This is a genomic window from Paenibacillus dakarensis, assembly GCF_001373415.1.
GTDB lineage: Bacteria > Bacillota > Bacilli > Paenibacillales > Paenibacillaceae > Paenibacillus_AQ > Paenibacillus_AQ dakarensis.
Window position 1 is genome coordinate 20,097 of the sequence record NZ_CDSE01000047.1, and the last position, 21,414, is coordinate 41,510.

Genomic DNA, 21,414 nt, shown 5'->3' on the forward strand with positions numbered 1-21,414 from the left:
CTTAAAAGATATGGTCTTCTCAATCCGCTTCATGGTGATTTCACACTATATGCTCTGCTCTTCTCATCTCAACTATACTCATCTAAACTCTACTCAGCTATTCTGATATCAATATACAGGATCTGCTTTATAAATAGCAACCCCAAAATTCAATCTTTTTAGGAAGACGCCGATAAATCGGGCCGAAGCCGCTGGGCTTCATTCAAATAAACATGTTTAATTTCCTGTTGGCTCTTCTCTGTATTGACCTGCACCATTAAGCGAATGCAGCGGGGCAAGCTGCCCTGCACAGGAATTTCAACTGCACACATTAATGGAACCAGATCCCAGCCGTTCAGTGATCGAATCGCTCTTGCAGGAAATGTAGCATCCAGATCATGTGTCATGGTGATCCATACACTGCATATATCTTCTGGCTTTACATCATTTCGCTTCACGATTTCGTCCAAAAGGAGTACGGTTTCCTTTAAAATCTCTTGTTCGTCATTTTGCGTGACGGTTGTCGCTCCGCGAATACCGCGATTCATCATCGTTACTCCTCCTTCTTCAACTGTTCTACAACCGAACGAACCAGCTCGACCGGCACATCCTTAACGATGCTAACCTTACCAATTCGATCTGGAACGATAAACACCGTTTTACCGTCAGAAAACTTCTTGTCATGCTGCATGGCATCCATAATGTCATCAACCGGCAAATCTGACGGAAGCACGACCGGAAGCTGAAGTGCCTTTAACATCTCCCTGGTTTCACTCACCAAATGTTTGCCTCTTCCAATCTTTTCAGCAATCATCGCAGACCCTACCATACCGATCGAAATAGCTTCCCCATGCAGCAGTCGACCGTAACCGCCCACAGCTTCAATGGCATGCCCTATTGTATGGCCCAAGTTCAAGATGGCTCTTAGTCCACCTTCACGTTCATCTTGGGAGACAACATCCGCTTTTATGGCACAGCCGCGTTCTAAGCCATAAGCAAGCTTTTCCTTATCCAAGGAGAGTAAATCGGCTGCATTATCCCGGCACCAATATGCAAACTGCTCATCCAGGATTAGCCCATGCTTAACCATTTCAGATAACCCTGCCGACACTTCCCTTGGAGGTAGTGTGGATAACGTATCAACATCATAAAGTACCATAGCCGGCTGGTGAAATGCTCCGATCATATTTTTAGCGAGAGGGTGGTTGACTGCCACCTTTCCACCTACGCTGCTGTCATGGGCAAGAATCGTTGTAGGGACCTGGACAAAAGTAATTCCTCTCATATAAGTAGCTGCTACAAAGCCTGCCAAGTCACCCACAACGCCTCCGCCCAGAGCAAATACTGCGGAATTCCGATCCAGCTTGCCTTGTATGGCGGTCGTCATCACTTGCTCAAATACGGCTAAAGATTTAGAGGTCTCTCCCGATGGTACAATATGAGATACGGTTTGAAATCCTGCCTCTGCCATGAAAGCTTCGACCATCTGCAAATAATGCGGGGCAACCTGATCATCTGTTACAATCAAATGTGTACTAAGTTTATGAATTCCATGCTTCAAGCTTAGTTCACCGATCATGTTAAGGATACTTGAGCCTATATATATTGGATAAGAGCGTTCGCCTAATTCAACCTGTAAGGTTCTCATATTAGTAATTCTCCAGCTGAGCCAGATAATTGTTATAATTAGCTCGTATTTCTTCCATCGAGTCCCCGCCGAATTTCTCAAGGAACGCTTTCGCTACTTCCCAGGTTACCACATGCTCCATAACGACGCTTGCCGCAGGAACTGCACATGCATCTGAACGTTCCACTTGGGCTGTAAAAGCTTCCTTGGTATCAATATCTACACTTTGCAATGGCTTGTACAAGGTAGGAATCGGCTTCATCACGCCGCGAACCACGATTGGCATCCCGTTGGTCATACCGCCCTCAAACCCGCCTAGACGGTTGCTGGCACGGTAATATCCCCGCTCCTCACAATACATAATTTCATCATGCACATTTGAGCCTCTCAATTCACCGGCTTCAAATCCAATTCCTACTTCAACACCCTTGAAGGCATTGATGGACATTACACCTTGAGCAATTCTGCCATCAAGCTTTCGATCATACTGAACATGACTTCCCAGTCCAACAGGAACCCCTTCAATGATACATTCCACAATACCGCCGATGGAGTCCCCTTCCTTTTTAATCAAATCTATGTACTCTTCCATCTTCTTCTCAGTTTCTTGATCGACAACGCGAACAGAAGATTCCTCCGTACGTGCTATCAACTCATCAATCGAGAGATTGTGAGGGGGAGCTTCAATTTCTCCGATTCTAATAACTTGGCCTGCTACCTTAATTCCAAACTGCTCCAAAAATTGCCTTGCAATCGCCCCGCATGCAACGCGAACTGTCGTTTCCCTGGCACTTGAGCGTTCCAATACATTTCGCAGGTCTGTCAGGTTATATTTCAAACCACCGTTCAAATCCGCATGTCCCGGTCTTGGGCGGTGCACGCGTCTCTTCTCTTCATCTGTTCCTTCAATCGGCTCAATATTCATAATGTTGCGCCAGTGCGTCCAGTCTTTATTCTCCACGACAAGTGCGATAGGTGCACCTGTTGTATACCCGTGGCGAACTCCACCGACGATCTGCGCTGAATCTTTCTCTATTTGCATGCGACGCCCGCGGCCGTAGCCTTTCTGTCTGCGCTGCAGTTGAAAATTCAATGCCTCAAAATCAATCTTAAGATTGCTCGGCATCCCTTCAATAATGGCGGTGAGTTGAGGACCGTGTGTCTCCCCGGCGGTCAAAAAACGGATAGTCATGATGAGTTCCCCCTTTATTCTTTTAGGACTGTGAATCACTAAAACCCGAAAATATCTTCTGCTCATTATAGTATAGGACCTTCGCTTTGACAAGAAAACGGATTTACAAAAAAAAGCACTCCTTATCTATAGATAAGAAGTGCTAGTTGGGATTTGGTTATTTCAAATAACGTGTTGTCCTTCTCCAAGGTTTATATGCCTCGGTCTGTTGCGGATCTAGAATAGCATTTATCTGAAAACTTTCCAATCCAAGAATTTGTCCGCATTCCTGCACGCTGAATAATCCACGCTGGTAAGCGGTAATTACCTTTCGTTTATCCACCTTTCGACCTCCACTTGAATACTGCATATATCATTACTATTATCACATTTACAACATGCAATTATTCAAATAACAGTCATCCTCTAATTTTGCGGTAAAAGAAAGTTTCAGCCGTCTCAAGTCCATATTGACCCGGGTTAAATATTTGCTCAGTACTGCCTACAAACAGAACCCCGCCTGGCTTCAAGCTGTCAGCAAATTTCTGATACAGCTTATGCTTTGCCTCTTCTGTAAAATAAATCATTACATTTCTGCAAATAATCAAGTCAAATTCCGTATCAAATTTGTCTGTGAGCAGGTTTTGTTTCTGGAAACGAACTTCTTTCTTAAGCTGTTCATTAAATCTATAGAGTGAGCCTTCTTCTGTAAAATATTTTGCGGCAACCGCCTTGGGGACATCCTTTAAAGACCTCTCCAGATACATTCCCTGCATAGCTTTTGCAAGTGCTCCATCATCAATGTCTGTTGCCACAATCGTACTTGAACGGAACAGGTTCTGCTCAGCTAATATCATGGCAAGCGTGTATGGTTCTTCGCCGGTAGAACAGGCTGCACTCCATAGCTTAAGACGTGTAGAACCCCGCCCGAATAACTCCGGTAAGACATTGTCTCTCAGAACCTCCCAGCGGTTTGGATTACGCCAAAACTCCGAGACATTAATCGTCATTCGATCCAGAAACTCGTGCATCAGTGATTTGTCCGTCATCATGCCTTCATAGAAGGAAGAGAATGTCTGATGCCCGTATTTTAAGCGAAGAGTTGTTAATCTCCGTTTCATCTGGGTCTCTTTATATTCTGCAAGATTGATTCCGGTACTCCGTTTGACGTTCTGAATAAATCCTATATAATCTTGGTCCAGCACTTCATTTTCATGTTCCTTCATCGTACCATCCTGTATTGATTCAGAATATTAATTCCAAGGGGAAATGCTTTTTTCGTATTTAACAAGCTCCTCTGAACTGAAGAAATTTGCAATCTCCCGTTCCGCACTTTCCGGTGAATCCGAACCGTGAATCAGGTTATGAGGAGTATGTGAGGCGAAATCACCTCGAATGGTTCCTGGCAGCGCTTCCTTAACATTCGTTTTGCCTATAACCATACGAGATAAAGTGATGATATCGTCACCTTCCCATACCATCGCAAACACCGGGCCCGAGGTAATAAACTCCACTAAATCACCAAAAAAGTTTTTACCTTCATGCTCAGCATAGTGACGCTTTGCCTGTTCGTCGGAAATCTGAAGGAATTTCCCTGCAACAAGCTTAAAGCCTTTATCCTCCAGCCGGCTAACGATTCTTCCGATTAATCCCCGCTGAACACCATCCGGTTTTACCATCAAAAAAGTACGCTCCATTAGCTTCATCACGCTCCATTTTCATACTAGTGATGTTACATTCTTCAAACGCAAGTTTAACAGAAGTGCAATTTCAGTTTAATATGAACGCTTTGTAACGAAGTGTGCAATATCTCTCAGTTGCTTTTTTGTTTTAATGTCCGGCAAGCCTTCCAAAGCATTCAACGCCTTTTGAATATAGCGGTCTGCAAGTTGTTCGGCGCGGGCAATTCCGCTGCTTGCTTTGATCATCCCAACAGCTTTGCTGACATCGCATTGTCCATTCAGCGAATGAATTCGATCGATTTCTTCCAATAAAGGTTTTTTTATCTCCTGATCCTGAAGGGCATAAATGACAGGCAGGGTTATATTACCTTGCCTCATATCACTGCCAGGAGGCTTTCCAATTTGCTTTTCTGATCCGCATAAATCGAGAAGATCGTCCTGAATTTGAAAGGCCATTCCTACATTATACCCAAAACGATACATACTACTTGCAATTGTACGATCAGCATCTGCAGCCAGTGCACCCAGCTGACAGCTTATCGCGATTAGAAGCGAAGTTTTTCGTCTTATTCGCAGAAGATAACGCCTAACATCCTGATCAGTATTAAAGAAATCACGAATCTGCTCCATTTCACCAATCGACATCTCAACCATGGCTTTAGATAAAATCCGGTGAATCTCCGGGTTACTTAAATTTGTAGTCAGGGTTAATGCCTTGCCGTAAATATAATCACCCGTATACATAGCTATACGATTGTCCCATTTGGACTTGACTGTCGGCTTGCCTCTTCTTGTTTCTGCGTCATCAATAACATCGTCGTGTACAAGAGAAGCACTATGAATCAATTCCAGCGGAACGGCAATATACTTGAGCTTGTTGATGTCGTAATTTCCGAATTTGCCGCCCATCAGCACAAAGACTGGACGAAGTCGTTTACCACCTGCCTTCAGAAGGTGAAGGGAAGTTTCAGTCAGTTGAGCTTCATCGCCTTCGATGCTGCGATATAGCTCTTTCTCAATGATATCCATATCTTTCTTCAGTGCTCCGAAAATGTCCAATCGCTTCATTCTTTCACCTGCATCCGAATATTATCTCTCCATAGCTCAGGCTTCACATCTTGCTGTAAAAGTCCCAGTTCATACGCATATTTAAAATATAAGCGGAGGCCCTTCTGCTGCTGTTCATCAAAATCATAACACAAATTATTGAAATATCCTTGCCAATAAGCTGCTGTTCCTCCAATTCGGCTGGTTGCTTCCGTTAAGATTGGAGTTAAATCCTTTAAGCTGCGTCTCTTGCTGTCCTGAAACATACGGGTGATTTCCGCCATGGCTTCTGGCTGCTGAGCCGCTGCTTTACGGTTAACAGCCCATACAGCAAAAGTCATACTGCATCCAGTGAAGTCCTTCCACCATGCACCCAAGTCAGTCATATGATACTTGCCACGGTTATACCATGACTCTCTTATAGCATTATCGCCAATAAGCAGAGCCGCATCCGCATGCTCCATCATAAGTTCAAGGTTGGGCTCCATTGTCTTATACTCCGGATTTCCCCCAAGCGCTTTGATCATCAGGATCTTAAGCAGATTAACCGATGTTGCAGAGGTATTCGTAAGTGCAATCGTTCCATTCTTCAGTGTCTGAAGAGGTCCACGGGAAAACAGAAAAATTGATTTAACGGGTCCATTCGCGCTCACGGATAAATCCGGAAGCAGCTGCAGCTGTTCAGCTGCTTCCGCATAAGCGAAGGAGGATAACGCACCGATGTGGATATCTCCTCTCTTCATGCCCTCATTCAAAACGGAAGGCACCTCTGTAACCATGGAAGCAGATGTGCGGAGCAATTGTGGATCAACATAATAAAACAATGGCCATGCATTGGTATAACTGATCTTGCCGATCACTGTCTTCGTGTCTTTTCCCGGCATGCTAGTCACCCCATCTTTTAAACAATTGATGATCGATTCGAATATTGTCAAGAACTTTACCAACCAGAAAATTAACAATATCGTCCAAGCTTTGCGGTTTATAATAAAAGGCTGGCATCGCCGGAATAATCTTGACTCCCAGATTCGCAAGCTTCAGCATATTCTCCAGATGGATCGAATGCAGAGGCGTTTCTCTAGGAACAATAACGAGAGTTCTTCCCTCTTTCAGCATGACATCTGCTGCACGAGCCATCAGGTTATCAGAAGCCCCGTGGGATATTGACGATAATGTTCCCATCGAACAAGGCATAATAATCATACCTTCCACAAGATAAGAACCGCTCGCAATACTTGCGCCAATGTCAGACACAGGATGATAATGAACACTGCCGGATCTGTTTCCAAACTTCTCCTGAAGTACAGCTTCCCGGTCTCCAGCCTGCCAATCCAGTTCCTCTTTTAATACACGCCAGCCGGCATTTGTAATAACCAAGTGCACATCATATCCCAGCTCGAGTAAACACTCAACCAATCGTACTCCGTATATACTTCCGCTTGCACCTGTAATACCTACAATCCAGCTTTTTCTCCGGCTTGTATTCGTCAAAGGTACTTCACCACCAGATCAATCAAAGTAAATACAAATAATACGATACTAAGTGTACTGTTCATCGTGAAGAAAGCAGTCTGCAGTCTGGTCATATCTTTGGGAGATAAAATGTAATGCTGGTAGAACAATATCCCGCAAGCGATAATCATACCGATTAAATACCACCAGCTTAACGGAGTTACCAGGAAAAGAATAATAAAGCCGACAGCAGTAATCACATGGAATCCACGAGCGAACCATAGTGCTTTCTGAAGGCCAAAGCGGGATGGGATCGAATACAGCCCTTCCTTGCTGTCAAAGTCCAGGTCCTGACAGGCATATATCACATCAAATCCTGCAGTCCAGAAGGCCAAAGCTATATAAAATATAATTGCTTTATAGTCCACTTGTCCGGTAACCGCTACCCATCCGCCAAGCGGAGCAAGTGCAGTTGTCAATCCTAGAACTACATGACAAAGCCAGGTAAAACGTTTGGTATAGGAATAAAATACAAGCATGAAAACGGCAATAGGAAGCAATCGAAACGCGAATGGATCCAGCTCTGCTGTTGCCCAGAAAAATACACCAAAAGATAAAATAATAAATAATACCACTTCGAGTGGTTTGAGCAGCCCCGCAGGGATAGCACGTCCGACTGTTCTTGGATTCTTAGCATCTATGTATTGATCAGTCAGCCGGTTTAAACCAAAGGCAGCACTCCGGGCTCCAAACATGGCGAGAAGGATCCAGCCGATATCTCCCCAAGAGGGAAGATGGTCAAATTCGACCACAGATCCCACAAGGGCTCCCATTAGTGCGAAAGGCAGAGCAAATAAGGTATGCTCTACTTTGATCATTTCCAAGTAAACACCGATCTTCTTAAACATTCTGACTCTCCTTGATCCCAATATGTAAAGCTGCTATTCCGCCGGTTAAGGGATAGGCTTCAACTTGAACCAATCCGACCTTACGGAATTCCTCAGCCAGCTCTTCTCTCCCTGGGAACAGAGCCACTGATTCAGGAAGCCATTTATATTGATCATACCGTTTGGCAATGATTTTTCCGATCATAGGCAGCATTTTAGAAAAATAAAAATTGTACAAGCCTTTAAATGGCTGCCATGTCACCTTGGAAAGTTCAAGACATACGACCATTCCTCCAGGTTTCACAACACGCTTCATCTCTTTCAGAACCTGGTTGTAATCCGGAACATTCCTTAGGCCAAAACCGATCGTCGCATAGTCGAAACTGTTATCATCAAAGGGAAGGCTCATCGCATTACCCTGAACCAGCGTAATCTGGTTGTCTAAGCCCTTTTGATTCACCTTCTGCTGACCAACCTGCAGCATGCTTTCACTGAAATCGAGTCCCACTATGTGGCCGGTTTCACTTGCCTGGGCTATGCTGATCGTCCAATCGCAAGTGCCGCAGCACAAATCAATTGCCGTATTTCCGGGCTCAATGTTCATTTTCTTCATTGCAAAATTACGCCACAACTTGTGCTGCCTGAAGCTGGTAATGTCATTCATGATGTCATATTTATCAGCGATGCTTTCAAATACGGAATGAACATATTCCTCCTTCGGTTTATTGCTCTCATCATGCTTGGTTATAGGCTTTACCGAATTATCGCCCATAGTAACACCTATCCTTCCCTTACTGCAGTTCGATATCTGTTAATTCTCTGAGAGAACGGTATGAGGATCCCACTCATTTGAGCTGAAATTCCTTCTTCGTCCCCCATTGATATTGCTGATTGTACACTGCTAACAGAGTGACGCAGCTTGTCCAGCAGATCATCCATTGCTTTATACTTCAGCATCAGCTTTGTCCAATCCCTGGAATCCGTCTTTTCCATGGAAAGCATCTTCTTCTCATCCTCATTGACTTGTCCAAGAAGATACCAATAAGCATACCCACGCTCACCTTCTTCTGGAGAAGCAGTGCGAGCCATTTCTCTTTCGATCGTCTCGCAGCGGGTTACCTCATTCAACAGCGTTTTCCACAATTCTTGAATGGAAGGCTCGATCAGCGGAGTAAAAGAAAGAAACAGCTGCATGTTCAGCTGTACCATTTGAGATAAATATTCTTCTGCTGACAGAAGCAAGCTCTTCATCTTTCCATACAACTTGATTTTCAACACATTAACTTCACTGACAGCCTTACTCAGTATAGCAATAGCTTTCAAATCTCCGTATTGTGCCAGCAGATGATAAAACCGGCTGCTGTAATAATCACCGGCTAAAACCTTCAACTGCCGTGAACGCATCATGAGTTCCCCGTGATTCCCGGCTGTCGTGTCGATACTCTCATGTGTATCTAACCCTACCTGAACCAATGAAGTAACCAGAGCATACAATTCAGCACGTTCCGCATTCACGCTGGAATGTTGTAAAAATATGTATAACAAATGAACGCGGGCATCCGGAAATGCTGGAAGCTCCGTGTGTTTTTGAATCATGTCATAATTTAAATACTTATTAGCTAACTCGGGAACGCGATACGGTCTCATCCTCAGCCTCCGTGCACTTGATGTACTATAGTCCAGTCGTGATTTTAAATCCAATCTATTATAACACATGATCCCTGTGCGTACACGCCTGGTAAATACTATTTTACCCCGCAGGACTGATATTGAACTGCATCTTCCATAGATTAGTGAGCGTAAGATGCAGCCCTTCCACTAACCTCTCCGAAAATGGTTCATTCTTCGTTTGTTTTAGCTCTTCCAGCAGAGTATGATCCCACTCGTTTTTCCTGACGTTCGCAGCAAGTATTAAGTAACGTGACCCGGACCATGGGTCTACTGCCTCAAACCTGAGGAAAAGACGATTAACATTGTCCACATCTTCAAAGCTGAATGAAAGCACTGCCGCAAGATCCTTTTTCACAGCCTCCACCCTCAATGGGTTCTCCGTTACTTTTAGATCAAGATACAATGCTCCGTTATTCCAATCAGCCGTCCCTATTTTTAATCCGAGAGGCAAAGCGCGAAGACGATCCACCAGGTTATCATCTGACAAATTCCCACTTGTAAAAGGATTATAAACTGCCGTACTGTTTCGTTCTTCTGTATTACTAATGGAGTGAATAGCAGAGAGAAACACAAATATTAAAAAAGTTCCCATAACCGGCACCCAGAAAAACCAGGTTCGAACTGAATATTTCATTGGTAACCCCCTTATCCAATTATCATATCCCCTTATTTAGCTCATACTTCATTGTACAATCACAAAGAACAAGCTATGCCTCCTTACAATATTCACGATCGATATTTCGTAAATTCGTAATTAGCGATAGAATAATAAGGAACTGCATAAACTGATGCTGTTATACATGCGAAGGAGGATTCATAAAAAAATGAGCGTGGACTATAAAGCATATTTTGCTGAACATCGCGAAACTCACTTAAACGAATTGAAGGAATGGTTATCGATTCCCAGCATATCTGCGATATCGGAACATAAGGAAGATGTATCCCGGGCAGCTGACTGGCTGGCGGACAAGCTGAGAGACGCAGGGCTGGAACATGTAGAAGTACATCCAACCAATGGACATCCTATTGTTACCGCAGATTATTTGCATGCTGAAGGTAAACCGACTGTATTAATTTACGGTCATTATGATGTACAGCCTGTTGATCCGCTTAACCTGTGGGAGAGCCCTCCATTCGAGCCGACGATTCGTAACGGAAAGCTCTTTGCACGCGGCGCTACTGATGATAAAGGCCAATTATTCCTTCACGTTAAGGCGGTTGAAGCACTATTGAAACAGGAACAAGAGCTTCCTGTGAACATTAAATTTTGTATTGAAGGGGAAGAAGAGGTCTCCAGCCCGAACCTGCCGCTTTATCTGGACCAGAATAAGGACAAGCTTGCAGCCGATGCTATCCTGATCTCGGATACGTCGCTTCTGGCACCCGGGAAGCCTGCAATCTCCACGGGGCTTCGCGGTCTTTGCTCTCTTGAGCTTACCATCAATACGGCAAATACAGACCTTCACTCCGGTACATTCGGTGGAGGAGTTCCCAATGCTCTGCATGCACTTGTATCCTTGCTGTCATCACTTCATGATGAGAAGGGCCGAGTCAGCGTAAAAGGCTTTTATGATGGGGTTCTGGAGCTGTCTCCGGAAATGCATGAAGAATTCGAAAAGCAGCAGTTTGATGAGGAGCAGCTTAAGCAGGATCTTGGTCTGGATGCTCTCTTCGGTGAAGAAGGCTACTCTTTTGTAGAGCGGGTTGGTGCTCGTCCGACACTCGAGCTAAACGGAGTCTATGGCGGGTTTCAAGGGGAAGGCAGCAAGACAGTGATACCGAAAGAAGCTCATGCGAAGATTACGTGCCGCTTGGTCGCTGATCAAGACCCGCAAGCTGTCCTGAATGCCATTGAAGCTCATTTACACGCTCACACTCCAGTCGGTGCCAAGCTCACCTTCGCTCCTAAGGAAAAAGCATTTGCATTCAATATTGATCCATCACATCCGATGCTGCAGAAAGCAGCGGACGCCTTCGAGAGTGTGTATGGTACGCGTGCGTTGTTCACAAAAGACGGCGGCTCCATTCCGATCGTAGAAAAGCTGTCCAGTACGCTTAATGCACCTGCTGTCATGATGGGTTTTGGATTGCCTGATGAAAACCTGCACGCGCCTAACGAGCATTTTAACCTGGAGAACTTTGATCTTGGATTATTGACAATCGTCAACTATTTAAAAATGATCTAATCTGTTCCCGAACAAATAAAAGGGGCAGTCCAATGTCGAATGACCTTGGGCTGCCCCTTCCTGCTATAAACGATAAAAGCCTAATATTAATTTACGAACCAGCTTCAATATTACCGTGCTTTGTCAGCACTTCCGCTTTGCCTCGGATTTTAACGGCAGAGGTATGGTCTGTGAACTGAGCGATGATAACCTCGCCCTTATCGAGTTTTTCGGTATGGTGAAAACGAGTATCTTGCCCACGGGTCAATCCGATTACCTGAACCCCATTTTCCAGAGCCTTCACGACAAAATAATCACCGTTTTTCATGTCTTCCATAACCGTGTCCTCCCCCAATCTTGTAGAAAAGAAAAGGCCGTGAAACGAATTCACGGGCCTCTGCTTTTTAGATAGTATGTAGAAACCTATTTGATTCCGTCTTTGAGCGCTTTACCAGGTTTAAATGCAGGAACTTTGCTCGAAGGGATTTCGATTTCTTCACCCGTTTGCGGGTTACGGCCTTTACGTGCAGAACGCTCGCGGACCTCAAAGTTTCCGAAGCCTACCAATTGGACTTTGTCTCCATTTTGCAACGCTTGAGAAATAGCATCAAAAACAGCATCAACTGCTTTTGTTGCATCCTTCTTGGAAAGCTCCGTGGATTCAGCAACCTGAGTGATCAGATCTGATTTATTCATTCTTTCACCTCCTGACAAGGGTATCATTTACTTGCTATTCACTGTTTCCGTTTTACCGCAAAATATACGTGCACCGGGCTTTTTTCGCCCTTTACTGCTATCTGTCGCAGGACGCGGAACAAACTTATAGTAATACAGCCAAATCATAATTTCAAGCGTTTTACTGCTGCAGGACCTCAAAACGGCAAAAAACAACCGTAATCCGGCATATAAACCGGCTTACGGCTGCTTTTTTCTCCTCATCAGTGATTTATAGGATGATTGCAATTAATCCGCCTGATCCCTCATTAATAATCCGTCCCAATGTTTCTTGGAGCTTATAGCGGGCATTATCCGGCATCATCGCAATCTTGCCTTGTATTCCTTCCCGTACAATGGAGTGAAGCGAACGTCCAAATATATCAGACTCCCAAATTTTGATCGGATCATTCTCGAAATCCTGCATCAGATAGCGAACTAACTCTTCACTCTGCTTCTCTGTTCCTATGATCGGTGAGAATTCGGATTCCACATCGACACGGATCATATGAATAGATGGAGCCGTTGCTTTCAACCGAACGCCGAATCGGGTTCCTTGACGGATGAGTTCCGGCTCGTCAAGTGCCATTTCAGCCAGCGATGGAGCCGCAATGCCGTAACCTGTTGTTTTGACCATTTCAAGTGCTTCAGCAAACCGGTCATATTCACGTTTCGCATGAGAGAACTCCTGCATCAGCTGAAGCAGATGGTCCTTGCCCCTTATTTCAACGCCAACCACTTCCATAAGAATACGATCATACAATTCGTCAGGTGCAAAGAGATCGATCTCGGCAACCCCTTGCCCCATGTTCATGCCGCTAAGTCCAGCGCGATCAATAAAGTCATATTCCATGAACTGGCTGACTACACGATCCACATCACGGAGACGGCGAATATCCTTCACTGTATCTCTTACGGAATTCTCATAGTTGTTCCGGAGCCAATGATTTTCGTTCAGCACCATAACCCAGCTCGGCAGGTTCACGTTCACTTCATGCACAGGGAACTCATACAATACTTCACGGAGAACGCCTGTAACATCATCTTCAGTCATCGACGCGGCACTTAAAGTCATAACCGGAATATCGTATTTTGCAGCCAGCTCATTGCGCAATTGCTGCGCCTCTTCGCTCTTCGGACGAGTAGAGTTAATCACTACTACAAAAGGCTTTCCTACTTCCTTTAACTCCTCGATAACCCGCTCTTCTGCCTCAACATAAGAGCTGCGCGGAATTTCAGCAATCGTGCCGTCCGTTGTTACGACAACGCCAAGAGTCGAATGTTCCTGGATCACTTTGCGTGTACCGATCTCCGCTGCTTCCTGGAACGGAATAGGCTCCTCGAACCAAGGTGTTGAAATCATGCGAGGACCGCTCTCATCCTCGTATCCCTTTGCACCTTCTACAGCATAGCCAACACAGTCAACAAGCCTAACATTAACCTCAAGACCTTCAGCCACTTTAATCTGAACTGCATTGTTAGGTACGAACTTCGGTTCCGTAGTCATTATTGTTTTACCGGCAGCACTCTGCGGCAATTCATCGATAGCTCTTACCCGATCAGCTTCGTTCGTTATATTCGGAAGCACGACCGTTTCCATAAACCGCTTGATGAAGGTTGATTTACCCGTCCGGACTGCGCCAACGACACCTAAGTATATGTCCCCTCCAGTACGTTCGGCTATGTCCTTAAAAATGTCCACTTTTTCCAAAAGAGATCCCCTCCTCAAATTACTCCGAAGGAAAAATGCTTTAAGAGCATCCGCTTCGTGTTCCATCTCACAGCCAAAGCCATTGCAACAATTGAGCAGCCTTTTCCTCGCCGCCAGTAGTCCGCCGCCATTATCCTAGTGAGCTCTTGGAATCGGCAAAGCGGCTTAACTCGTACATGCATTTGGACTAGTAACATCATATGTACCGGGAATCAAAATATGACGGTTGCCCGGATAAGTCCGTCCTGATTTTTTTTGAAAATCTAGCCGGGCATCTGTGAACCCGAACTGCGCTTTCTAATTATGGATATGCTTAGAAGCATTCAATCATGTCTGATCGTTCAAAATAATTCCCATAAAAATAAAAAACCCGCTTCTCAGCGGGCTTCATAAAGCTATAATTGAGCTACAGGTTGATTATCCTTCCAGTAATAAGGTGTGGATTTTACAGGTGCAAAATAAGAAGCTTGCTCTAGATAAACTCTCAAATCTTCATCAGACTTCGGTTTAGCCTTTTCCTTATCGACCGCCTGCATAATATCAAAAGCATAGTCAATATAGACTGTTCCAGTGTTGTCCATCATAAATACTGCCTCTTGACCGGAATAAACGCTTTTGAGTTTCATATTCTTAACATCCGTTTTCGAAATGTCAACTGCGAATAATCCCGGGTACAGCTCATCTCCTGTCGGAAGTGTACCGTTATTCGCCGTCTTGTAACGATTCACGGACATTTGAACCTCGTTCACTTTCTGCTTCGTATTTAAATCCAGCACCTTTACGCTAGGCTCAGACTCTTCATTAATGATAAGAAAATAGGCGCTTCCACCATTTTCAAAGGCTGTTTTCGGAATTTCATCTATATACCCCATATTCTTCAACTTATCTAAGTCCACCCGATACTTCTCATAGCGCGGAACCTCTGCATCAGCTGTGAGTATCGGAAGAACAGACTGCTCTTTATAAAAATCGTCAACAGCAGACTGTATGCGCTTAACGCTTTCACGATAAGAAACCTGGCTGTCCTGCTCGTTATCACTTGGATACATGCATCCTGTCGTCAGAATAGATAACAGCGTAAGAATGAATGCGGTATATGCAGCCTTTTTCATTGCTGTCGGTATTGCCTTGCCAATCGATAAAGTCCCTTTCACCTTGCATCATCCTTTACAACTTAAATAAAGTCATCAGCTTGTCCTTTTCGGGCAGCCTCAAGTTTTTTCCGGACCGCGGCTTTAAGGGGATCCTCAGGTACGATAACGGTTAAATCTCCAGTAATAACAGTCTGACAAGAAAGCCTTATTCCCGAGTCAATAAGTGAGCCAAGCTTTCTTCGTTCTGCCTCTTTAGGAGGAAGGCAGCTGTTCCGCTCCTCATCCTGAATCTGGACTTTACACATTAAACATCCCATTTTGCCCCCGCAGCGTGTAGGTATTCTCACGCCAGCACGCCGTGCAGCCTCCAGTACACTGGTGTTTCGGCGGACTTTCACTTTTGTGCCTTCAGGCTGAAACGTCACTTCAAAGTCCACCTTATCCACTCCTTCTGAAAAATACAACAGTCACTTTTTATTAAGAAAAGCTCGTCAATTGCTGAATGATCGTTAAATGGGATGCATCCCATTTATTGTGAGACAAAATTGTGTTTAAAAGGTCCAAATGAAGCTCCGGTTTACGCCTAATCTCTTTCGCAATGGCTTCATACCGATCCCTTCTATTACGAAGTACGTTAAATACTAGTTCATGGGATAATGGCATCAGACGGATAGGCTTGTGCTGCAGGGTGTATACAGGTGCTCTGTCGTAAAGCAAACTCGAAACCTTAACCTTATACTGTGACCCTAATGATGCAATCTCAAATCCACCAACCAATTCAACCGGGTAATCAGCGATTACATAATGGCTAAGTACCGATTTATACATTCCCTCTTCATCGAGGTGTGGTGAATCCTCAGCCCATAGATTTAGTTCATGATGTAACTTATGTACCGATTCTGCATCCGTATAAATATCTATATCACGGGGGGCTTTATCCAGCTTGACACCTTGAAGCAGCAATCCGCAGCTCCCGCCTAATAACCAAGCCGTTTTAGCTTTATCCAATGACTCAGTTGCAACCAGAAGTGATTTTTCTAATTCCGGCATTCGATCGATATTCATGACTCACCTCATCTTTTCATCACGGCTCACTAACTTATCATAATAATCCATCTAAGTTATAGAGGCTAATCCTGCGATGAAACCGATGATCATCATAACGAACGCAATGGCGGATAAGCCCATCCGTATAACGCCTTTGGTCTTACTCCGAGCCAATGTAACAATAACAACTGAGATTGCCATAATCAATAAAGCAATCATGGAAAGCCACATTTTCTGCATTGCATCCATGCTATTATCCGCTCCAATCTATCGACAAAATATTTCAACCCATTATATCACGAATTCACCCTTCTCTCACAAAAAAAAGAACAAAAGACCTGATCCTGAAAGGATTGGTCCTTTGCTCTGTAATTCAAGGACTTAAGTAAGTCCTACTTGTTCATCATCATTTTCATTAATGCTTCCATATTGCTTGGGTTCATACCGCTTTTTTTGACGGCAGCAACAATCTCTTTGATTGTCTCTTCACTGACAGGCACGTTAGCCATAGCAGACACCTGCTTGATCAGCTGTCGGAGCTGGGCTTCGTTCTGCATCGTAGACGGCTTAACCGTCCCGGCCAGCTTCTTGACAGCCCCTGAAGATATTTGTTTGCCGCTTTTTTTATTAATCGCATTCAGCACATCTTTAGGAAAGTTCTTGTTCATTTCCACCCCTCCTCCGGCAATCCTCACATCATTATATGAGGTGGAAGGACGGATGGTGAATAAGCTAGGTATGCCACTGCTCCCATATTTCCTGAGGCATAATTTCCATTTCCGTTTTAGGATCCCTGCCCATAAGTGCTTCAACAGCCACTCGGGGATCTCTGTCCATGAATAATACATGATACAGTTGATCTACGATCGGCATCTGAACCCCGAGCTTGCTCGAAATCACATAAGCAGCCTTGGTCGTACGAATGCCTTCCACAACCATGCCCATCGAGTCGAGCACTTCACCTAAGGCCTTGCCCTGGCCCAGAAGGGAGCCGGCGCGCCAGTTACGGCTATGGCGGCTTGTTGCCGTTACAACCAGGTCTCCGATCCCTGCGAGACCTGCGAAGGTAAGCGGATTGGCTCCCATCTCTACTCCGATACGGGAGATTTCCGCGAGCCCGCGCGTAAGCAGCGCGGCTTTGGCATTATCTCCAAATCCCAAGCCATCGGACATTCCTGCTCCAAGAGCGATAATGTTCTTTAGAGCACCTGCAAGTTCAACACCGATCATATCCCGATTTGTATATACGCGAAAATACGAATTCATGAATAAATCCTGTGCTGCTGCCGCAGCCTGAGCATTTGCAGAAGCCACTACAACCGTTGTAGGACACTTTTTGATTACTTCTTCTGCATGACTCGGCCCCGATAACACTACGAGATTTCCTTCATCACAGCCAAGTTCTTCAGAAATAACGGTAGACATCCGTTTCAAGGATTCAGTTTCAAAGCCTTTCGTTGCATGAATAACCAGTGTACCTTCTGTCCAGTATGCCTTAAGCTGGTTCGATACTTCACGCATCGCAGATGATGGTGCAACAATCACGATCGCTTTTGCTCCGTCAACCGCATCTTTCATGTCCGTCGTTGCACGGATGTTAGCAGGCAATGCAGCATCCGGGAGATACCGGCTGTTCATATGCTTCTCATTGATTTCTTTCACCTGCTCTATGTTTCGAGTCCATACTGCTACTTCCAGATTATTATGGGCCAGCACGCTGGCAAGAGCCGTCCCCCAACTGCCAGCGACTAGTACAGCCACCTTGTTAGACAACGCGTTTCCCCCCTTTTCCTTTACCGCCGGAACCAAGTTTATTTTCCTTTCCTGCAATGAGCTTTGAGATGTTGGTTCTATGCCGCCATACTGCAAATACACATATAATCAGGCTGGTCCAAAATATCGGCCAAGGGAACTTCATAATCATGATAAATATAGGTGTTAAGATTACAAAAATGAGCGATCCTAGTGAAACATAGCGAGTAACCACGATAGATAGAATCGCAATGATTCCTGCGTACAGAGCCGGTAAAAAGCATAGTGTTGCCAGTACACCTATTGCAGTAGCAATACCTTTGCCACCGCGAAAGCGGAAGTAAACAGGCCAGTTATGTCCTGCAATAGCTGCGATACCGCATAATCCCGGTAACCACTCACTGTCCCCGCCAAGCCATTTACCGATCCATACCGCAGCGATACCTTTTAATACATCAAGGGCTAATACAAGAATAGCTGGACCTTTACCAAGCACGCGGAGCGTATTCGTTGCTCCGGCATTTCCACTGCCGTGCTGACGAATGTCAATTCCTTTTAGCAGCTTCGCCAACAGTACGCTAAAGCTAACAGAGCCTAGCATGTAACATAAAATAATCGCTACGATCTTCAGAACCAAACTACTCTCCCCTAACTCTCATCAGACTTTCGTCTTGTAAATATACGAATAGGTGTCCCCTCAAAATTAAATGCTGCACGAATTTTATTCTCCAAATATCTTTCATAAGAGAAGTGCATCATTTCGGGATCATTAACAAATACAACCATGGTTGGCGGTTTAACGGCAACCTGGGTTACATAGTTAATACGCAATCTCCGGCCTTTGTCTGTTGGCGGTGGATTAATTGCCACGGCATCTGATATCACATCGTTCAGTAAGTGAGTCTGAATGCGAAGGGTATGCTGCTCTGCAACATGCTTAACGACCGGCAGCAGCTTATGCAAGCGTTGTTTTGTTTTGGCAGACAAGAACACCACTGGAGCATAAGTCATAAACAGGAAATGATCACGAATTTTGTTCTCAAACTGCTGCATCGTCTTGTCGTCCTTTTCAACGACATCCCATTTATTTACGACAAACAGTGAAGCTTTTCCAGCTTCATATGCATAGCCTGCAATGTGCTTGTCCTGTTCAATGATGCCTTCCTCACCGTTAATGACCACCAGCACAACATCTGCACGTTCAATCGCACGCAATGCACGCATGACGCTATACTTTTCGGTAGTCTCGTATACTTTTCCCCGTTTACGCATACCAGCCGTATCGATTAATACGTAGCGCTGTCCATCTTTCTCAAATGGAGTATCAATCGCATCACGAGTGGTACCGGCTATGTCACTTACAATAACACGCTCTTCACCGAGAATCGCATTAACGAGTGAGGATTTACCTACGTTTGGTCTGCCGATCAGGGCAACCTTGATTACATCTTCATCATATTCATCGTCTGGTAAATCAGGCAAATTCTCCACTACTGCGTCAAGCAAATCTCCAATCCCGGTTCCATGACTTCCGGATATTCCAATCGGATCACCAAAACCAAGGCCATAAAACTCATAAATATCTTCAGTTCTCTTCATATTGTCCACTTTGTTAACAGCCAAAATGACCGGTTTACCTGAGCGGAACAATATTTGTGCAACCTCTTCATCGGAACCTGTAACTCCAGATTTTGCGTCACACATAAACACAATCACATCTGCTTCCTCAATGGCCAATTCAGCCTGCATGCGGATGGATCTTAAAATCATATCATCGCCGTCAATCTCGATTCCTCCGGTATCAATTACACTGAAAGCTTTACCGTTCCACTCAGCAATGCCATATAGGCGATCACGTGTAATTCCAGGTTTATCTTCAACGATGGCCAACCGATCACCGATCAACCGATTAAAGATTGTCGATTTACCGACATTCGGCCTGCCGACAATAGCCACAACGGGTCTTGCCATATTCACTCCTCCTGTCAATGCTTACGATAATCATCATAGCAAAAAACATTACACTTGGCTAACGTTTCGTCACCAGATTCTAATCATTTCTTTCCCTATTCACCACTTCTGTATGCAGCGGTAAAAATAAAACAAACGGCGAACCCAAAACTGGGTCCGCCGACTAAATTATGATAGGTCACCATGACCGCTCATTCGATTCCCGACTTACTTGAATTTACTCAATTTATCACCAAAGCGTTCTCCGAGCGTTACGCTCATGCCTTGGTTATTCAAAGATACGTTAGGATTGTCTTTCAGATCAATTTTAGGACCTTTGGATTGTTTTTCAGCACGTGGAGCTGGAGCAGCAGGAGCTTCTTCAGTCTCTTTAATGCTCAGGCTCACGCGTTTCTCTTCAGTGTTGATGTCCAGAATTTTAACCTGAACCTCCTGGCCTTCTTTCAACACTTCTTGCGGAGTTCCAATGTGCTTATGAGAAATTTGGGATATATGCACCAAACCTTCAACTCCTGGTGCCAGCTCTACAAATGCGCCAAAGTTCACGAGACGTTTAACTTGACCTGTAACAACATCTCCTGTTTTGAATTGATCTGCAGCTGATTCCCAAGGACCTGGTTGTGCAGCTTTAATGCTGAGGCTGATCTTTCCTTTTTCAGGGTCAACTTTCAGCACTTTCACAGTAACCTTGTCGCCTTCAGAAAGGACATCAGATGGTTTATCAACATGGCTCCAAGCGATTTCGGATACGTGAACCAAACCATCCACGCCACCTACATCAACAAATGCACCAAATTGAGTCAAACGCTGAACTGTTCCTTCCAGCACTTGGCCTTCTTGAAGCTCAGCCATTACCTTCTGCTTGTTCGATTCGAACTCTTCTTCCAAGACATCCTTCTGTGAAAGGATTACCTTGTTGTTCTCGCGGTCGAGTTCTTTAACCTTAACGCGCAGTGTGCGGCCTTTGTAATCACTGAAATCTTCTACGAAATGACGCTCAACCATAGAAGCCGGGATAAATCCGCGGGCACCTACGTCAACAACCAGACCGCCTTTTACTACATCAGCAACTACAACTTCGATAATCTCTTGATCTTCAAACTGCTTCTCAAGTGTTTCCCAAGCGCTTTCAGTATCAATTGCACGTTTGGAAAGAACCAGGCTTTCCTTGTCGTCATTAATGCTGACAACCTTGCATTCTACTTCTTGGCCAATTTGAACCGCATCCGATGCGTTATCCAAATGAACAGAAGACAATTCGCGAACAGGAATAATTCCGTCATATTTATATCCAATGCTTACATAAGCTTGGTTATCCTCAAGTTTGACGATCGTCCCTTTCACGGTGTCCCCTTTTTTCAAGGATACGATTTGGTCCAGCTGATCTTGACTTTGTGCTTCAACTTCTTGATTTTTTGTTTCTTCCGACATGTCAATACCCTCC

Annotated in this window: 26 protein-coding genes; 1 reads left to right on the plus strand and 25 read right to left on the minus strand. The window is 44.7% G+C overall.

Features of this window, described 5'->3' with window-relative positions:
- Positions 1-158: 158 nt before the first annotated feature.
- The 13 genes from aroH to BN1234_RS13180 form a co-directional block, all read right to left on the minus strand.
- The gene (gene aroH / locus BN1234_RS13125) at positions 159-530 is read right to left on the minus strand and encodes a chorismate mutase (RefSeq protein WP_054957118.1); all 372 of its coding nucleotides are present in this window, start codon (positions 528-530) and stop codon (positions 159-161) included.
- 2 nt (positions 531-532) lie between these two features.
- Complete coding sequence (gene aroB / locus BN1234_RS13130; protein WP_054957119.1) at positions 533-1,627, minus strand: 3-dehydroquinate synthase; 1,095 nt, start codon at positions 1,625-1,627, stop codon at positions 533-535.
- A 1-nt stretch (position 1,628) separates the two neighbouring features.
- On the minus strand, positions 1,629-2,798 hold the full coding sequence (gene aroC / locus BN1234_RS13135) for a chorismate synthase (protein ID WP_054957120.1): 1,170 nt from the start codon (positions 2,796-2,798) through the stop codon (positions 1,629-1,631).
- Between the two features lie 157 nt (positions 2,799-2,955).
- Positions 2,956-3,120: a hypothetical protein gene (locus BN1234_RS22515; RefSeq protein WP_170308039.1), complete on the minus strand. Its 165-nt coding sequence runs from the start codon at positions 3,118-3,120 to the stop codon at positions 2,956-2,958.
- Positions 3,121-3,196: 76 nt separating this feature from the next.
- Positions 3,197-4,003 (minus strand): CheR family methyltransferase, encoded by an 807-nt coding sequence (locus BN1234_RS13140; protein WP_054957121.1) that lies wholly within the window; start codon positions 4,001-4,003, stop codon positions 3,197-3,199.
- Positions 4,004-4,030: 27 nt separating this feature from the next.
- Positions 4,031-4,474, minus strand: a complete 444-nt coding sequence (ndk, locus tag BN1234_RS13145) for a nucleoside-diphosphate kinase (protein ID WP_054957122.1) — start codon at positions 4,472-4,474, stop codon at positions 4,031-4,033.
- A 78-nt stretch (positions 4,475-4,552) separates the two neighbouring features.
- Entirely contained in the window at positions 4,553-5,527 is a 975-nt protein-coding gene (locus tag BN1234_RS13150) for a polyprenyl synthetase family protein (RefSeq protein WP_054957123.1), read from the minus strand.
- Positions 5,524-6,390 carry a menaquinone biosynthesis protein gene (locus BN1234_RS13155; protein ID WP_054957124.1) on the minus strand — a complete coding sequence of 289 codons (867 nt, stop codon included), beginning with the start codon at positions 6,388-6,390 and terminating at the stop codon, positions 5,524-5,526. Before BN1234_RS13155 ends, BN1234_RS13150 begins: the two co-directional genes overlap by 4 nt.
- 1 nt (position 6,391) lies before the next feature.
- On the minus strand, positions 6,392-6,997 hold the full coding sequence (locus BN1234_RS13160; RefSeq protein WP_054957125.1) for a UbiX family flavin prenyltransferase: 606 nt from the start codon (positions 6,995-6,997) through the stop codon (positions 6,392-6,394).
- Positions 6,994-7,866: a UbiA-like polyprenyltransferase gene (locus BN1234_RS13165; RefSeq protein WP_054957126.1), complete on the minus strand. Its 873-nt coding sequence runs from the start codon at positions 7,864-7,866 to the stop codon at positions 6,994-6,996. The genes BN1234_RS13160 and BN1234_RS13165 overlap by 4 nt, the downstream gene beginning before the upstream one ends.
- Positions 7,859-8,617, minus strand: a complete 759-nt coding sequence (locus BN1234_RS13170) for a demethylmenaquinone methyltransferase (protein WP_054957127.1) — start codon at positions 8,615-8,617, stop codon at positions 7,859-7,861. Before BN1234_RS13170 ends, BN1234_RS13165 begins: the two co-directional genes overlap by 8 nt.
- A gap of 8 nt (positions 8,618-8,625) precedes the next feature.
- Positions 8,626-9,492 (minus strand): heptaprenyl diphosphate synthase component 1, encoded by an 867-nt coding sequence (locus BN1234_RS13175; RefSeq protein ID WP_054957128.1) that lies wholly within the window; start codon positions 9,490-9,492, stop codon positions 8,626-8,628.
- Positions 9,493-9,595: 103 nt separating this feature from the next.
- Positions 9,596-10,150 (minus strand): hypothetical protein, encoded by a 555-nt coding sequence (locus BN1234_RS13180; protein WP_054957129.1) that lies wholly within the window; start codon positions 10,148-10,150, stop codon positions 9,596-9,598.
- A 190-nt stretch (positions 10,151-10,340) separates the two neighbouring features.
- On the opposite strand from BN1234_RS13180, the gene BN1234_RS13185 reads away from it, so the two are divergent.
- On the plus strand, positions 10,341-11,702 hold the full coding sequence (locus tag BN1234_RS13185; protein ID WP_054957130.1) for a dipeptidase: 1,362 nt from the start codon (positions 10,341-10,343) through the stop codon (positions 11,700-11,702).
- A gap of 91 nt (positions 11,703-11,793) precedes the next feature.
- Here the strand turns inward: BN1234_RS13185 and mtrB are convergent, their stop codons facing one another.
- From mtrB to rpsA, 12 genes are all read right to left on the minus strand, one after another.
- Positions 11,794-12,018: a trp RNA-binding attenuation protein MtrB gene (gene mtrB, locus BN1234_RS13190; RefSeq protein WP_054957131.1), complete on the minus strand. Its 225-nt coding sequence runs from the start codon at positions 12,016-12,018 to the stop codon at positions 11,794-11,796.
- A gap of 86 nt (positions 12,019-12,104) precedes the next feature.
- Positions 12,105-12,377 (minus strand): non-specific DNA-binding protein Hbs, encoded by a 273-nt coding sequence (gene hbs, locus BN1234_RS13195; protein ID WP_054957132.1) that lies wholly within the window; start codon positions 12,375-12,377, stop codon positions 12,105-12,107.
- 250 nt (positions 12,378-12,627) lie between these two features.
- Positions 12,628-14,106 carry a stage IV sporulation protein A gene (spoIVA, locus tag BN1234_RS13200; protein WP_054957133.1) on the minus strand — a complete coding sequence of 493 codons (1,479 nt, stop codon included), beginning with the start codon at positions 14,104-14,106 and terminating at the stop codon, positions 12,628-12,630.
- A gap of 395 nt (positions 14,107-14,501) precedes the next feature.
- Positions 14,502-15,260 (minus strand): YphF family lipoprotein, encoded by a 759-nt coding sequence (locus BN1234_RS13205; protein ID WP_245640169.1) that lies wholly within the window; start codon positions 15,258-15,260, stop codon positions 14,502-14,504.
- A gap of 20 nt (positions 15,261-15,280) precedes the next feature.
- A complete protein-coding gene (locus BN1234_RS13210) occupies positions 15,281-15,637 on the minus strand; it encodes a 2Fe-2S iron-sulfur cluster-binding protein (protein WP_054957134.1) in 357 nt (118 codons plus the stop codon).
- A gap of 40 nt (positions 15,638-15,677) precedes the next feature.
- A complete protein-coding gene (locus BN1234_RS13215; protein ID WP_054957135.1) occupies positions 15,678-16,265 on the minus strand; it encodes a nucleotidyltransferase domain-containing protein in 588 nt (195 codons plus the stop codon).
- 51 nt (positions 16,266-16,316) lie between these two features.
- On the minus strand, positions 16,317-16,496 hold the full coding sequence (locus tag BN1234_RS13220; protein ID WP_054957136.1) for a DUF2768 family protein: 180 nt from the start codon (positions 16,494-16,496) through the stop codon (positions 16,317-16,319).
- Between the two features lie 143 nt (positions 16,497-16,639).
- Positions 16,640-16,915, minus strand: coding sequence for a stage VI sporulation protein F (locus BN1234_RS13225; protein ID WP_054957137.1), 276 nt, complete (start codon positions 16,913-16,915; stop codon positions 16,640-16,642).
- A 64-nt stretch (positions 16,916-16,979) separates the two neighbouring features.
- Positions 16,980-18,020 carry an NAD(P)H-dependent glycerol-3-phosphate dehydrogenase gene (locus tag BN1234_RS13230; RefSeq protein WP_054957138.1) on the minus strand — a complete coding sequence of 347 codons (1,041 nt, stop codon included), beginning with the start codon at positions 18,018-18,020 and terminating at the stop codon, positions 16,980-16,982.
- On the minus strand, positions 18,013-18,636 hold the full coding sequence (gene plsY / locus BN1234_RS13235; protein ID WP_054957139.1) for a glycerol-3-phosphate 1-O-acyltransferase PlsY: 624 nt from the start codon (positions 18,634-18,636) through the stop codon (positions 18,013-18,015). Before plsY ends, BN1234_RS13230 begins: the two co-directional genes overlap by 8 nt.
- 11 nt (positions 18,637-18,647) lie before the next feature.
- Positions 18,648-19,970, minus strand: coding sequence for a ribosome biogenesis GTPase Der (der, locus tag BN1234_RS13240; protein ID WP_054957140.1), 1,323 nt, complete (start codon positions 19,968-19,970; stop codon positions 18,648-18,650).
- A gap of 207 nt (positions 19,971-20,177) precedes the next feature.
- Entirely contained in the window at positions 20,178-21,401 is a 1,224-nt protein-coding gene (rpsA, locus tag BN1234_RS13245) for a 30S ribosomal protein S1 (protein WP_054957141.1), read from the minus strand.
- Positions 21,402-21,414 lie beyond the last annotated feature (13 nt).

Excerpts from the sequence above, each read along its gene's own strand:
- aroH (WP_054957118.1), bottom strand. The coding sequence starts at position 530 with ATGATGAATCGCGGTATTCGCGGAGCGACAACCGTCACGCAAAATGAC.
- aroB (WP_054957119.1), bottom strand. The coding sequence starts at position 1,627 with ATGAGAACCTTACAGGTTGAATTAGGCGAACGCTCTTATCCAATATAT.
- aroC (WP_054957120.1), bottom strand. The coding sequence starts at position 2,798 with ATGACTATCCGTTTTTTGACCGCCGGGGAGACACACGGTCCTCAACTC.
- BN1234_RS13140 (WP_054957121.1), bottom strand. The coding sequence starts at position 4,003 with ATGAAGGAACATGAAAATGAAGTGCTGGACCAAGATTATATAGGATTT.
- ndk (WP_054957122.1), bottom strand. The coding sequence starts at position 4,474 with ATGGAGCGTACTTTTTTGATGGTAAAACCGGATGGTGTTCAGCGGGGA.
- BN1234_RS13150 (WP_054957123.1), bottom strand. The coding sequence starts at position 5,527 with ATGAAGCGATTGGACATTTTCGGAGCACTGAAGAAAGATATGGATATC.
- BN1234_RS13155 (WP_054957124.1), bottom strand. The coding sequence starts at position 6,390 with ATGCCGGGAAAAGACACGAAGACAGTGATCGGCAAGATCAGTTATACC.
- BN1234_RS13165 (WP_054957126.1), bottom strand. The coding sequence starts at position 7,866 with ATGTTTAAGAAGATCGGTGTTTACTTGGAAATGATCAAAGTAGAGCAT.
- BN1234_RS13170 (WP_054957127.1), bottom strand. The coding sequence starts at position 8,617 with ATGGGCGATAATTCGGTAAAGCCTATAACCAAGCATGATGAGAGCAAT.
- BN1234_RS13175 (WP_054957128.1), bottom strand. The coding sequence starts at position 9,492 with ATGAGACCGTATCGCGTTCCCGAGTTAGCTAATAAGTATTTAAATTAT.
- BN1234_RS13180 (WP_054957129.1), bottom strand. The coding sequence starts at position 10,150 with ATGAAATATTCAGTTCGAACCTGGTTTTTCTGGGTGCCGGTTATGGGA.
- BN1234_RS13185 (WP_054957130.1), top strand. The coding sequence starts at position 10,341 with ATGAGCGTGGACTATAAAGCATATTTTGCTGAACATCGCGAAACTCAC.
- mtrB (WP_054957131.1), bottom strand. The coding sequence starts at position 12,018 with ATGGAAGACATGAAAAACGGTGATTATTTTGTCGTGAAGGCTCTGGAA.
- hbs (WP_054957132.1), bottom strand. The coding sequence starts at position 12,377 with ATGAATAAATCAGATCTGATCACTCAGGTTGCTGAATCCACGGAGCTT.
- BN1234_RS13215 (WP_054957135.1), bottom strand. The coding sequence starts at position 16,265 with ATGAATATCGATCGAATGCCGGAATTAGAAAAATCACTTCTGGTTGCA.
- BN1234_RS13220 (WP_054957136.1), bottom strand. The coding sequence starts at position 16,496 with ATGGATGCAATGCAGAAAATGTGGCTTTCCATGATTGCTTTATTGATT.
- BN1234_RS13225 (WP_054957137.1), bottom strand. The coding sequence starts at position 16,915 with ATGAACAAGAACTTTCCTAAAGATGTGCTGAATGCGATTAATAAAAAA.
- der (WP_054957140.1), bottom strand. The coding sequence starts at position 19,970 with ATGGCAAGACCCGTTGTGGCTATTGTCGGCAGGCCGAATGTCGGTAAA.
- rpsA (WP_054957141.1), bottom strand. The coding sequence starts at position 21,401 with ATGTCGGAAGAAACAAAAAATCAAGAAGTTGAAGCACAAAGTCAAGAT.